The organism is Caulifigura coniformis, assembly GCF_007745175.1.
In the GTDB taxonomy this organism is placed as follows: Bacteria; Planctomycetota; Planctomycetia; order Planctomycetales; family Planctomycetaceae; genus Caulifigura; species Caulifigura coniformis.
This window is the reverse complement of sequence record NZ_CP036271.1, coordinates 2,315,343-2,327,712: the sequence shown is the minus strand read 5'-3', so window position 1 is coordinate 2,327,712 and position 12,370 is coordinate 2,315,343. Positions and strand designations below refer to the sequence as shown.

Sequence of the window (12,370 nt, the reverse complement as noted above, 5' to 3'; positions counted from 1 at the left end):
CATCGCCGGTCTTACGTGTCAATCTGCTCGAACGGATGGTCCAGGTAAGGGTCGAATCCCTTGATCTTTAACCACCCTGCGATGCCCCACGCGACAGGCAGGAGCAGAGGGCCCCACCGTTCGTATTGCCTGACGTGCCGTCGCTCATGTTCCCGGCTGGCTGCCAGGCAATTCAGATCACGGGCGATGATGACATGCCCGAGGGTGACTGCTGCGCCTCCGCGTCGAAATCGACCACCCGAGAGAAGCCGTTTCGCGAGACCTCCCGAACACTCGATGACGCCGTCTCGAATCTGGATCTTCCCCTGGCTCGCACGCACGGCAACGGCGATGGCGAGACCAGTGGCGGTCACCGGAGATGCCCACAGGTAGGCCAGTATTCGAAAAGGCCGGCCCATGTCCTCACCCGGCGTTCGCAAGTGCCTCAATCTCACCCCGCGTCCGACATTCCGTCACCGCCACCAGCACTCCTTCCGGCAGGTCCGGATCCGCCGCCTTCAGCTGCGCCATCGTCGGTCCCACGTCGAACCCCGCGGCCCGAGTCTTCTCCAGCCACTTCTCCGTCCCCCCCTTGGCCCGCACGAAGAACTCCTTGAAGAACGGACGGTCGTACACCAGCTCGACCTTGCCCGACTTCACGAGCTGCTCGGCCGCATAATGCGCCTTCCGGCAGCAAAGCTCCGCCACTTCCTGGATTCCCTTCGGACCCAGCAGTGACAGGTAGACGGTCGCCCGCAGGGCGAGCAGGCCCTGGTTCGTGCAGATGTTGCTTGTCGCCTTGTCGCGGCGGATGTGCTGCTCGCGAGTCTGAAGCCCGAGGACGTAGCAACGGCGGCCGTCCCGGTCTTTTGTTTCCGCGATGATTCGCCCCGGCATCTTGCGGACATGCTCGTTCTTGCACGCCATCACACCGAGGTACGGACCGCCGTACTGCAGCGGAATTCCCAGCGACTGTCCTTCGGCGACGGCGATGTCCGCGCCGTAATCTCCCGGTCGCTCCAGCATCCCCAGGCTGATCGGATCGAACGACACGACCGCCAGGGCGCCTTTCGCCTGAGCGATCTTCGTGATCTCGCGGACCTCTTCCAGGCATCCGAAGAAGTTCGGGTGCTGCATCAGCACGCACGAAGTGTGCTCGTCGACGGCATCGGCCACCGCCTGCACGTCGGCCGTTCCCTTCGGCGTCGGGATCGTGACGATCTCGCACGACAGGTTGCCCACGTAAGTCGCCAGCACCTGGCGATACTCGGGGTGAACCGAGCCGAGAACCACGATCCGCGAGTGGCGGTTGGTCGAACGCATCGCCATGAAGGCCGCTTCGCTCAGTGCGGTCCCCCCCTCGTAAAGGCTTGCGTTCGACGCCTCCATCCCCGTGAGCCGGCAGATCAGCGACTGGTATTCGAAGAAGGCCTGCAGCGAGCCCTGGCTCGCCTCGGGCTGGTAAGGCGTATACGCCGTGTAGAACTCGCCGCGCGAAGTGATCTCATCGATCACCGAGGGAACGAAGTGATCGTAGGCGCCGCCCCCCATGAAGCAGGCGCGGGGCTGCCGGTCACGCGCCGCAAGCTGTCGGGCAAACTGCTCCAGCTCCAGTTCCGTCATCGCCGCCGGAAGGTCGAGCGGACGCTTCATCCGCAGGTCGGCCGGAATCGTCTCGAACAGGTCGTCGATCGAGGACACACCGATCGTGGACAGCATCTCCTTCTGCTGTTCGGGAGTCGTGAACAGATAAGCCACGGACAGAATTCCTGGAACTTCAGGGGATCAAGAGCAACGGAAAACGTTGCCGGCTGGAACCGGGCGTTGCCTGAGCGGGCAGCGGCCGACAAAGAACTTCAGACGACTGTCGCGGACGACAGCTCATCATCATAGGCCGGTCAGTGAGCCTGGCTCTCGCAAAACTTCACGTACTCGTCCTGCGACATCAGCGCCTCCAGTTCCTTGCGATCGGCCAGCTTGATCTCGGCGATCCAGCCTTTGCCGAACGGGTCGTCGGACAGCCATTGCAGGTTGCCCGGAAGCTCGCTGTTGACCGCGGCGACCGTCCCCGAAACGGGGCCGTACAGGTCGCTCACAGCCTTCACGCTCTCCACTTCGCCGAACACCTCGCCGACCTTCATCTCCGATCCCACCCCGGGCAGCTGCATGAACACGAGGTCGGTCAGTTCCTTCACCGCGAAATCGCTGATGCCGACTTTCGCGGTTTCACCTTCCGACAGCACCCATTCGTGGGTCCGGGCGAATTTGAGATTGGGATTGGACATGACGCAGATCAGGAAGTGGAGGACGCGGGCGCAGCGCGTAGCCTACCCGCACACCCGCCCGTTGTCGACCACGCGATAACGACCCAAACCGCGCAGTTTGACTCGGAAACTGCGCACTCTGGGCCCGCATGAACATCCGACGCACGCGCGAGTGCTGTCGCCAGCCGGTCCGAAAGCGTCGCCCCGCGCTCGCCCCGGTCAGCCCGGCGCAACCCCCGTCGGCGGGCCCCCCGCAACCCCCGAAACGGCCGCCGCCTCGTTCGCCTGACGCTCCCGATATTCCGCCGCCGCCATCCCCGACAGCGCGGGCCCCGAACCCACCGGCTCGGCCGCCGGCCAGTACACCTTCTTGAACGGCGTCGCGTCCTCCGCGTGTCGCAACAGGAAGTATGCGATCGTCACCGCCACCCAGAAATAGCTGTACACGAACACCGTCGAGAGCGCCATGAAGCCTTTCGCCCACGCCGCCCGCAGCCGGCCCCCCACGCTCGTTTCCAGCGGCGGCGCGTCAGGCTCGCTGTACGGAACCGTGTCCCACAGCTGCCGGTTCGCAACTTCCCCCATCCCGCCCGCCGTCGCGTGATCCGCCAGCGAATGGGCGAAAAACATCGCCCCATGCAGGAACAGCAGCAAGATCGCCCCATACACCAGCGACACGATCGTGATCCACAGCCCGTACCACGGCCGGCCGAACACGTAACTGTACGAGCGGCTCAGCGCGTCGAACGCGTCGCTCCCTTCCACGGCGATCGTCGCGTACATCAGCGGCCAGCACGCCGCCACGCCAATCAGGATCAGCGCCAGGATCGCCCCGCAGATGACCGACACGAAGTAGAACAGCCCCGTCAGGAACGGCCCGATCCCCGGAATCAGCCCCAGCATCCCGATCCCCAGCGCCACGCCCCAGAACAGCGCCACGCCCACCACCGGCAGCAGCACTCCCCCCAGCGTCGACAGCAGATACCGCGTCGAATGCTCGATCGCTTCCTTGAGGCTCGGAACGCCTTCCCCGGCGAGTTCCAGGGCCGCGATCCGGGCAATCGCCCCGCCAAACACGGCCCATACGACCAGCGCCCACAGCAGCTTCGTCCACGCCCAGGCGAAATCGGCCCAGGTCATCGAGAACATCACCCCGCGCGCCGGCTCCACCACGACACGCCACGGCGAAAGCAGCGTCCGCGCCTGGTAGACGACCGGAACCACGTATTCCCACGGCTCGTAAAGCACGTACATCAGCGAATACGGAATTCGCCCCGACGGCGCGCCGGGGAAATCGCTGTCCCACGGCCATGCGGCGATCGCCCGGTCGTCGTAAGGAAGCGGCACGTCGATTCCCCGCAGCGGGGCCCGGCCGAGCTTCGCCTCTTCGGTCGTGTGGGGCGAATACGGCAGCGTGGTGAAAATCAGCATGCCGATCGAGAAAATCACCGTCCCCGCAAACGCCAGCAGCAGCTTGCGGAAGTCCATCGCGATCCGGAAGCCCCGGAACAGTCGCAGCCACGGAAGCTCGCGTTTCCAGCGGGCAGTCGATGACTCGTAGAACTGTTCTTCCAGCATGGTTCACGCGAGGTTGGACCTGTCGAACGCCTGATGCGAGGCAGGTTACATCAAACCGCCCGGCCATACGAACGCACTGCCGCGGCATGACATACGGCGTCGTCATAGTCCCTTGGCAGACGAGTGACCGCTGTCAGCCGGACGCTCCGGTTCAGGCCCCATTTCCTGTCAGGGCGACCAGGGCCGGTCCGTCATTGGACGTCGCAGGTTCCCCACTTCGATGCGGGCGCCCACACCGGCCAGGCCCGCCCATCCTTGACGCTTGCGGCCTCCTGCCCAAACAATCCATCCCTTCGCGCCCACGTTGCGCGAACCTCCCCGCATGCTTCGACGTCAGGCTCCGGGCTCTACCCACTACCAACGACCCACTACCCACTCACTTCGCCATGCGTCTGTCTCCCGCTGTCAGCACCCTCAAGCCCTCCGCCACGATCGCCGCCGCCGCCAAGGCCAAGCAGCTCAAAGCCCAGGGAATCAAGGTGTATGACTTCACCCTTGGCGAGCCGGACTTCAACACGCCCGAGCACATCCAGGCCGCCGCCATCAAGGCGATGCAGGAAGGCCACACCCACTACACCGCCTCCGGCGGCATCGTGGAACTCAAGCAGGCCGTCTGCCGCCTGTATGAACGCGACTACGGCCTCAAGATCACGCCGAACATGGTCGTGGTTTCCAACGGCGCCAAGCACGCCATCCACAACGTCCTCACCGCGCTCTGCGGCCCGGGCGACGAAGTCATCATCCCCACCCCCTATTGGGTCAGCTACAGCGCCCTCGTCGAACTCACCGGCGCCACCCCCGTCCTCATCCCGACGACGCCCGAATCCGGCTTCTGCCTCTCCAGGCAGCAGCTGGAAGCCGCCATCTCGCCGAAGACCCGGCTGCTGATGCTGAACTCGCCGAGCAATCCGACCGCCACCGTGTATCCGCCGGAACGGCTCGAAGAACTCGCGAAGGTCTGCGTCGCGAAAGACATCTTCATCCTCTCGGACGAGATCTACGAAAAGCTGATTTACGGCGACGCGAAGTTCCGCTGCGTCGCGACGTTCGGCCCCGATGTCGCCGCCAAGACGATCATCATCAGCGGCGTCTCGAAGGCCTACGCGATGACGGGCTGGCGCATCGGCTGGTCGATCGCCCCCGTCGAGTTGACGCAGGCGATCGACAACCTGCAAAGCCAGGAAACCTCAAACCCCTGCAGCGTCAGCCAGTACGCCGCCGTGGCTGCCCTCGATGGCCCGCAGGACAGCGTTGCCGAGATGCTCGAGAAGTTCACCGAGCGCCGGAACTACGTCATCAAACGCTTCCGCGAGATCCCGAACATCAAGTTCGTCGAGCCGACCGGCGCGTTCTACATGTTCTTCGACGTCAGCGCCTACTTCGGCAAGAAGCTCGGCGGCGGCAAGGTCGTGAAAGACGCGACCGAGTTCTGCACGGCCCTGCTCGAAGAAGCCCACGTCGCCCTCGTCACCGGTGATGCCTTCGGAGCCCCCGGCTACGCCCGCCTGTCCTTCGCGACGAACATCCCCCTCCTCGAAGCCGGCATCGATCGCCTCGCCGCCTTCCTCAAGGGATAGTCGCCACTCCAGTCCTTCTCCCCGCATTCGACGTCCCTGTCACTGATGACGTTCCAGCGGGGAGAAGGTGGCCGACAGGCCGGATGAGGGGGCAGGATGGAATCTGCCGGGTGATTCCCTCACCCCGGCCCTCTCCCACAGCCAGGATTTTCCTGCGGCGTTGCCACGATCGTGGGAGAGGGAGGCTGTCGGGCGTTCGCTCCCCTGACGGGTCGTGGCTAAACTTCGCCCACTCAAAACTGATGGACCGCCCATGCCCAACGCGCTGCTCGAAGATCTCCGCTGGAAAAAGATCCCCGTCCTCAACGACGGCTTCGTCTGCCTGGTCGACGCCATGGGCGACGACTCCTCTGTTGTTCAGGCCGCCCGCGTGAGCTACGGCGCAGGGACCAAGAAGGTCTCCGACGACCGCACCCTGATCCGCTACCTCCTCCGGCACCGCCATACCACGCCGTTCGAGATGGCCGAGATCAAGCTGCTGGTCCGCGTCCCCATGGACTGCTGGCGGCAGTGGATCCGCCACCGGACCGCGTCGGTCAACGAGTACAGCACCCGCTACTCGCTCGCGATCGACGCCATGCAGACCACCGAAACCGGCGAATGGCGCTCCCAGGCCGTCACCAACCGCCAGGGCAGCGGCGACGCCCTGCCCGAATCCCTCGGTGAAAAGCTGACGACGACCGAACAGGAGTTTCAGGCCGCGGCCACCAGGCTCTATCAGGACCGCCTGGCCGACGGCGTCGCTCGCGAGCAGGCCCGGAAAGACCTCCCCCTCTCGACCTACACCGAGGCCTACTGGAAGATCAATCTCCACAACCTGCTGCACTTTCTCGCCCTGCGCATGGATTCCCATGCCCAACTCGAGATCCGCGAATACGCGACCGCAATTGGCCGGCAGATCGTCCAGCCGCTCTTCCCGGTCGTCTGGGAAGCTTTCGAAGACTACCGCCTCGGAGCCTGGTCCCTCTCCCAGCTGGAAATCGGTGTGATCCAGCGACTCGCACTCCTCGCCGGACAGAAACAGCTGGCCCCGCCCTACTCCCAGGAACTGTTCCTCGAAGCCCAGGACGTCAGCTGGAAAGACCTCGCCCGCAGCCGCGAGCGCGACGAATGCCGCGAAAAACTCGTCCGCCTTGGCCTCGTCGCGGAAGCTTCGTAGTCGACGCTGCCAGCGTCGACAAATGCCACGGTCAGCTGGCCGGTGGCTGCACTGAGCAAAGCGAAGGAAGCCCCGGTCGAGCGTTGCCGGGCCAGCCAGTTGCTCTCTCCGTCGAACCTGGCGACCGGCACTTGCTGCTGCTTTCGGCTGCGAACTCCCGGCCGGCCTTCTCGGTCCATGTCGTCTCTGCTACCTCCCGCTGTTCCGGGCGCGTCCTGCGCCCGTTTTCCAGCCGGAACCCTGCATGCGACGCTCGACGCACGCTGCCCTGCCCGCCCTCTGCGCCGCATTCGCGACGTCGATCGCCGCTGCGCAGCCTTCGGCCGGTCACTCCGCGTCCCCCGGTTCCTCCGGTCCGACCCGCCTCGTCCAGGCTGAAACCGAAGCCGATCCCCCGATCGAAGGCCCCGCCTTCCCCCCCCGGATCGCCCAGTACCCCCTCGAGAACGATCCCTACGAGCGGCCCCCGCAGTTTCCGTCGGATCAGCGGCTCCCGTCCAATCAGCCGGGCACGGTCGCCCCTCAGCGTTCCTACGCCCCCCAGACCGCCCCGCTCGTCCCGGAAGAAGACACCGGCTGGATCACCTTCGACCAGCTCCGCCTCAATGCCGGCGTCCTCCACGACAGCCCCGACGGCCTCGGCATCACCGACCTCGTCGCCACCGGCATCTTCAAGACCGGCATCCCGGGAGTCACGATCAGCCCCCAGTTCGGCAGCCACTTCTTCGGCTCGACCTCGATCAACAATGTCCCCGATCAGACCTACGACCTCTCCGTCGAGCTGACCGGCGGCATCCCCCTCAACGATGACTGGATCCTCGCAGCCGGCATCTCCCCCGGCGTCTTCACCGACTTCCAGGGAAGCGGCGGCGACCTGTTCCGCATCCCGGCGCGCATCCTGGCCTTCTACAAGTACTCCGACACCCTCAAGCTCGGCGCCGGCGTCCTCTATCTCGACCGCCCCGACGTCAACATCCTCCCGCTCGTCGGCCTGTCGTATATCCCCAACGACCATTTCAACGCTGAACTCTGGTTCCCCAGGCCCAAGGTCTCGTGGCGCTATCTCAAGATGGGCGACACCGAACGCTGGGTCTATGTCGTCGGTGAGTTCGGCGGCGGCGCATGGAACATCCAGCGCGACGACGGCCGCCCGGACCAGTTCGCCTACCGCGACTATCGTGCGATGGTCGGCTTCGAACAGCGCGTCGACGAAGGCTTCAACTGGTTCGCCGAAGGCGGTCTGATCTTCGGCCGGCAGGTCACCTTCACCCGCTTCGACCAGGAGATCGATCTCGACAAGACGGTCGGCCTCCAGTTCGGCGTGAGGTTCTGATCGCCCGCACGTCGCGAGATGAAAGGATGCGTGCGATTTGATCAGGATCGCGATACTGCCAGTGATCGCGGGACTGCTCATCGGTTCGTCGGCCGCGGCACAGACGCTCACGGACCCCGGCGCAGCGCCCCCCTCGGCCGCGATCGAGCCGGTCACGGCTGATGAACGCATCGCCTCCCTCGAGGAGCAGGTGCGCGAACTGCGGACTCTGCTCGATGACAAGAAGACAAAGCCTTCGGCTGTCGCCGTTCCGAAAGCGACGAAGTATCCGAACATCGAACTGAACGGGATGCTGCACATCGATGGAGGCGTCGTCGCCCAGGATCAGGCGAACATCGACCTCTATGGAGACGTCGACAACAGTCTCGGCTTCCGCCGCGCCCGCATTGGCGTCGATGGATTCATCACGGAGCACCTCTTCTTTCGCCTCGTTCCCGACTTCGCTCTCAGCGGACGCCCGTCCTTTCGCGACGCCTACGTCGAGTACCGCGACCTTCCTGGCATCGGAACGATCCGCCTCGGCGAGTCGCGCCAGCCCTTCGGCATGGACGCGCAGACCCCTGCCAGTGAACTCCTCTTCCTCGAGCGGTCGCTCTCCTTTGCGCTTTCGCCCTTTCGACAGACGGGCCTCGGCTTCCGCAACCACAACGAAGACGAGTCGGTGACCTGGCACGGCGCTGTCTTCGGCTATACCACCGATCCGTACGGAAACTCCATCAACGAGAGTGGCTTCGGCGCCGCGGCGCGATCCACCGCCATTCTCTGGGAAGACGAATCCGCCGAAACGCTCGTCCACGTCGGCGCCGACTACGCCTACCTGCATCCGGCCGATGAGGGGCTGCGCTACAGGTCCGTCCCCGAATACACCGGCCTGCAGCGGGGGCTGGGAGCATCGATCGCGGTCATGCCGTCATTTGTCGACACCGGCTTCTTGGATGACGCCACCTCCAATGCCTTCGGCCTCGAACTCGCTGCGGTGCGGGGGCCACTTCTGGTCCAGGGCGAACTCGTCGCCAGCGTCGTCGAACTCGAGGCCGGCGACTCGGCCACCTTCCGCGGAGCCTACGCCCAGGCAATTTACTGCCTCACCGGAGAAAGCCACGGCTACAACCGCGAGTTCGGCCACTTCAAGCGACTCGATCCGAAATGCCCTGTCAGTGAAGGAGGCTGCGGCGCCTGGGAACTGGCCGCGCGATTCTCCTTGCTCGACCTCGAAGATGGGCCGATTGAAGGCGGCACGATCAACGACCTCACGCTTGGCGTGAACTGGTTTCTGAACCGCCACACCCGCCTGCAGTTCAACTACATCCACGCCTGGACCGACCGCGCGCCCGTCGGCCTCAACGAAGCCGACATCTACGCCTCACGCCTCGCCGTCGATTTCTAGGCTCGCCTCCAACCCGTCTTCCTGCGCTCGACTCCCCCTGCTCGCGCGATAGACATTCCGACCCCCGCCGCCGACCATAACTCTCCCTCGGTCTCAACGCTCGGAGACGGACATGCGGCTCATCGGACTGGTGTTGTTGTTTCTCACCGCGACACTCGCGTACGCGGACGACCCTGTCGAACATCTGCTGCAGGGCGACTTTCGCTGGAAGTCGAGCCCGCCGCTCGTCAGGCCGGTCGAGCGCACCGACGATCCCTGCATCAGCATCAAGGATCCCACCGTCGTCCGGCACGACGGCAAATGGCACCTGTTCTGCACGATTCGAAGCCGGACGCGAACACACCAGATCGAGTACCTGAACTTCGTCGACTGGAAAGATGCTGACGCCGCCGAGCGGCACATCCTTCCCACCTGTCCCGGCTACTTCTGCGCCCCGCAGGTCTTCTATTTCACGCCGACGAAACAATGGTGCATGGTCTACCAGATCCAGGATGCCGAAGACCCGAAGGTCCTCCTTCCCGTCGTCTCGATCTCGGACACGCTCGATGATCCCGAAGGCTGGTCCCCGCCGCGGCTCCTCTTCGACGCGAAGCCGAAACATGTCAGCAGCTGGATCGACTTCTGGGTCATCTGCGATGACGCCCGCGCCCACCTCTTCTTCACGTCCAACGACGGCCGCATGTGGCGCTGCGACACCGCCATCGGCCGCTTCCCCCAGGGCTGGAGCCAGCCGCAGGTCGTCCTGAAAGGCGACATCTTCGAAGCCAGCCACACTTACCGCCTCAAAGGCTCGCCGCACTACCTTACCGTCATCGAAGCCATCGGCGAAAAAGGCCGTCGCTACTACAAGGCCTACCTGGCCGACCGGCTCGATGGTGACTGGAAGCCGCTGGCCGACACTCCCGACAAACCTTTCGCCTCTTTCAAGAACGTCGGCGGCGACGCCGGCTGGACCACCTCCATCAGCCACGGCGAACTCCTCCGTGCCGGTGTCGACGAGAAACTCGAAGTCGACACCGCGAAATTCGAGTTCCTCTACCAGGGCGTCAGCGACGAAGACCGCCGGGGCCGCCCCTACGGCGAGATCCTCTGGAAACTCGGCCTGCTGACACCTGAATAACCCCGGCGAGGCCGGCCAGTGAGCGGTCGGCACTAGCCGCCGGTCGAACGCTGCCAGCGCCCAACCTTCGGTTCCAGGCGCCCTCACACATCACACGCCGCCACCGCCTGCTTCAGCCCCGCCAGCGCATCCCGCGTCGGAATGAACTCCTGCCCGACGAACCCGTCGTAACCGATGTCGATGAGCGTCTTCATCACCGCCGGATAGTTGATCTCCTGGTTCTCATCGAGTTCCCCGCGCCCGGGGTTACCCGCCGTGTGGATATGCCCCAGGTATTCCTTGTGCTGCTTCAGACGCCGGATGACGTCCCCGTCCATGATCTGCACATGGTAGATGTCGAACAGCAGCTTCAGCCGCGGCGAGCCCACCCGCTTCAGCACATCAATGCACCAGTCGCAGTGGTCCCCCTGGTAACCCGGGTGTCCCTTCATCGGGTGCGAATCATCGCGCGAATTCAGGTGCTCCAGGCACAGCGTCACTTTCTTCTCTTCCGCGTAGCCCACGATCTTCTTGAGCCCCTCGACGCAGTTGTCCGCCCCCACCTCCTTCGAGATCCCGTTCGCCATCCCGGTGAACGTGATTACCCGGTCGACGCCGAACGCCACGCACTCGTCGATCCGCGACCTCAGCTTCTGGATGCACTCATCCCATTCGCCCCGGTTGTTGAATCCCACTTTGAATCCGTGGCTCCCCGCGATCGCGCACGTCAGCCCATGCTTCTTGAGCGTCGGCCAGTGTTTCGGGTCGATCAGTTCAATGCTCACGCAGCCAAGATCGACTGCCGCCTGGCAGAAGGCGTCGAGCGACGGAAAGTGTTTCTCGTAGCACCAGTTCACCAGCGACTGCCGGATGCGCCCCTTCCGGGCACCGGGAACTTCCCCATGAACGGCCGGCGTCGCGGCCAGCGCGCCCGCGGCCAGGGTCGATTGCAGCCAGGTCCGACGTGTTGAAATCGACATCAGATTGCTCCGGGTTCAAACAGCACTCCGCCAGTATGGCAATTCCCGATCTCCACGAGAACGACGCCCCGCGCCTGTAACGAGTCCAGCGGCCGCAGCCTACGACGGACGCCGTTGCCGCTCCGCCTCCAGCAGCTCCCAGTGCACCCGCCCCACATGCCACATCCACCGCGGACCATATCCCGCCGTTCGTGGCCACGCGTTCTTCGTCGCCCGCGCGAGGGCCCCCTGCGCTTCCACTGGCCGATCCTGAACCGCATGGTTCAGCCCGATGTACAGGTCGGCGTAGAACAGCCGGCTCTGGCGCTCGGCTTCGGAAATCTTTGCCGCCGCGATCCCCTCCAGAATCTCCTGTTCGGTGATCGTCCCCGCGAACAGCTTGAACACGGCGGGGAACGGCTCCCGATCATCCTTTTCATACTTCAGCAGCGACTCGCGGGCCTTCTCCAGGCCGACCGACTTCGTCTGGCACAGGAACCGCCAGATGCCGTTCTCCCGATCGACGTTGTCGAACGAGTGATAGCGCTCGAACTGTTTCGCCCCCTCCTCCGCCCGCCCTGCATAGAAGCAGGCGATCCCGCGACGCCAGTGTGACGCATCGAGCGAAGGATCGGCCTTCAGCATCGCGTCGTAATCATGAACCGCCTCTTCAAACCGCCCGAGAGTGAACAGGGCGTCCCCGCGCTTGGAGAGCGCCGCAACGCCCGACGGGTCTGCCGCCAGCTGCCGGTTAGCCGATTCGATCGCCGACTCCGCCGCGTCGCGAATCTCCTTCAGAGTCGCTGCATCGAGCGGATGTGCCCCCTCCGCGCCGCACACGACGTCGACGCCGAGCGACAGGATCGCCGGCGTCACAGCCATCAAGCGGCACGCATCACGACGCGTCATCGAACGAGTCATAAGAGTTTCCTCCCCGCAGGTGTGAGCGGAAGGTGTTCGCCTCCGGTCAAACGTGGCCAGCGATTCCAATTCATCACCACGTGCGCCTCCGCTTTCACCACAAGACCCCCAACC

At 64.5% G+C, this 12,370-nt stretch carries 11 protein-coding genes; 5 read left to right on the top strand and 6 right to left on the bottom strand.

The window, feature by feature from the left end:
• Nucleotides 1–11: 11 nt before the first annotated feature.
• The 4 genes from Pan44_RS09145 to Pan44_RS09130 all read right to left on the bottom strand — a co-directional run bounded on the left by Pan44_RS09145 (nt 12) and on the right by Pan44_RS09130 (nt 3,821).
• Nucleotides 12–398 carry a hypothetical protein gene (locus Pan44_RS09145; RefSeq protein ID WP_145029396.1) on the bottom strand — a complete coding sequence of 129 codons (387 nt, stop codon included), beginning with the start codon at nt 396–398 and terminating at the stop codon, nt 12–14.
• A 4-nt stretch (nt 399–402) separates the two neighbouring features.
• On the bottom strand, nt 403–1,737 hold the full coding sequence (gene gcvPA, locus Pan44_RS09140; RefSeq protein ID WP_145029394.1) for an aminomethyl-transferring glycine dehydrogenase subunit GcvPA: 1,335 nt from the start codon (nt 1,735–1,737) through the stop codon (nt 403–405).
• 140 nt (nt 1,738–1,877) lie between these two features.
• Nucleotides 1,878–2,264 (bottom strand): glycine cleavage system protein GcvH, encoded by a 387-nt coding sequence (gene gcvH, locus Pan44_RS09135; protein ID WP_145029392.1) that lies wholly within the window; start codon nt 2,262–2,264, stop codon nt 1,878–1,880.
• A 198-nt stretch (nt 2,265–2,462) separates the two neighbouring features.
• Nucleotides 2,463–3,821, bottom strand: coding sequence for a hypothetical protein (locus Pan44_RS09130; protein ID WP_145029390.1), 1,359 nt, complete (start codon nt 3,819–3,821; stop codon nt 2,463–2,465).
• 386 nt (nt 3,822–4,207) lie between these two features.
• Here Pan44_RS09130 and Pan44_RS09125 point away from each other — a divergent pair, with 386 nt between their 5' ends.
• The 5 genes from Pan44_RS09125 to Pan44_RS09105 all read left to right on the top strand — a co-directional run bounded on the left by Pan44_RS09125 (nt 4,208) and on the right by Pan44_RS09105 (nt 10,397).
• Complete coding sequence (locus Pan44_RS09125) at nt 4,208–5,398, top strand: pyridoxal phosphate-dependent aminotransferase (RefSeq protein WP_145029388.1); 1,191 nt, start codon at nt 4,208–4,210, stop codon at nt 5,396–5,398.
• A gap of 253 nt (nt 5,399–5,651) precedes the next feature.
• Nucleotides 5,652–6,557: an FAD-dependent thymidylate synthase gene (gene thyX / locus Pan44_RS09120; RefSeq protein WP_145029386.1), complete on the top strand. Its 906-nt coding sequence runs from the start codon at nt 5,652–5,654 to the stop codon at nt 6,555–6,557.
• Between the two features lie 244 nt (nt 6,558–6,801).
• On the top strand, nt 6,802–7,890 hold the full coding sequence (locus tag Pan44_RS09115) for a DUF6268 family outer membrane beta-barrel protein (protein WP_145029384.1): 1,089 nt from the start codon (nt 6,802–6,804) through the stop codon (nt 7,888–7,890).
• Between the two features lie 37 nt (nt 7,891–7,927).
• Nucleotides 7,928–9,277 carry an OprO/OprP family phosphate-selective porin gene (locus tag Pan44_RS09110; RefSeq protein ID WP_145029382.1) on the top strand — a complete coding sequence of 450 codons (1,350 nt, stop codon included), beginning with the start codon at nt 7,928–7,930 and terminating at the stop codon, nt 9,275–9,277.
• Nucleotides 9,278–9,389: 112 nt separating this feature from the next.
• Entirely contained in the window at nt 9,390–10,397 is a 1,008-nt protein-coding gene (locus tag Pan44_RS09105) for a non-reducing end alpha-L-arabinofuranosidase family hydrolase (protein WP_145029380.1), read from the top strand.
• A gap of 83 nt (nt 10,398–10,480) precedes the next feature.
• On the opposite strand, the gene Pan44_RS09100 is transcribed toward Pan44_RS09105, so the two are convergent.
• Entirely contained in the window at nt 10,481–11,356 is an 876-nt protein-coding gene (locus tag Pan44_RS09100; protein WP_145029378.1) for a hydroxypyruvate isomerase family protein, read from the bottom strand.
• A gap of 99 nt (nt 11,357–11,455) precedes the next feature.
• Complete coding sequence (locus tag Pan44_RS09095) at nt 11,456–12,256, bottom strand: tetratricopeptide repeat protein (protein WP_145029376.1); 801 nt, start codon at nt 12,254–12,256, stop codon at nt 11,456–11,458.
• Between the last annotated feature and the right edge of the window lie 114 nt (nt 12,257–12,370).

Excerpts from the sequence above, each read along its gene's own strand:
- Pan44_RS09145 (WP_145029396.1), bottom strand. The coding sequence starts at position 398 with ATGGGCCGGCCTTTTCGAATACTGGCCTACCTGTGGGCATCTCCGGTG.
- Pan44_RS09095 (WP_145029376.1), bottom strand. The coding sequence starts at position 12,256 with ATGACTCGTTCGATGACGCGTCGTGATGCGTGCCGCTTGATGGCTGTG.
- Pan44_RS09100 (WP_145029378.1), bottom strand. The coding sequence starts at position 11,356 with ATGTCGATTTCAACACGTCGGACCTGGCTGCAATCGACCCTGGCCGCG.
- thyX (WP_145029386.1), top strand. The coding sequence starts at position 5,652 with ATGCCCAACGCGCTGCTCGAAGATCTCCGCTGGAAAAAGATCCCCGTC.
- Pan44_RS09125 (WP_145029388.1), top strand. The coding sequence starts at position 4,208 with ATGCGTCTGTCTCCCGCTGTCAGCACCCTCAAGCCCTCCGCCACGATC.
- Pan44_RS09130 (WP_145029390.1), bottom strand. The coding sequence starts at position 3,821 with ATGCTGGAAGAACAGTTCTACGAGTCATCGACTGCCCGCTGGAAACGC.
- gcvH (WP_145029392.1), bottom strand. The coding sequence starts at position 2,264 with ATGTCCAATCCCAATCTCAAATTCGCCCGGACCCACGAATGGGTGCTG.
- Pan44_RS09115 (WP_145029384.1), top strand. The coding sequence starts at position 6,802 with ATGCGACGCTCGACGCACGCTGCCCTGCCCGCCCTCTGCGCCGCATTC.
- Pan44_RS09105 (WP_145029380.1), top strand. The coding sequence starts at position 9,390 with ATGCGGCTCATCGGACTGGTGTTGTTGTTTCTCACCGCGACACTCGCG.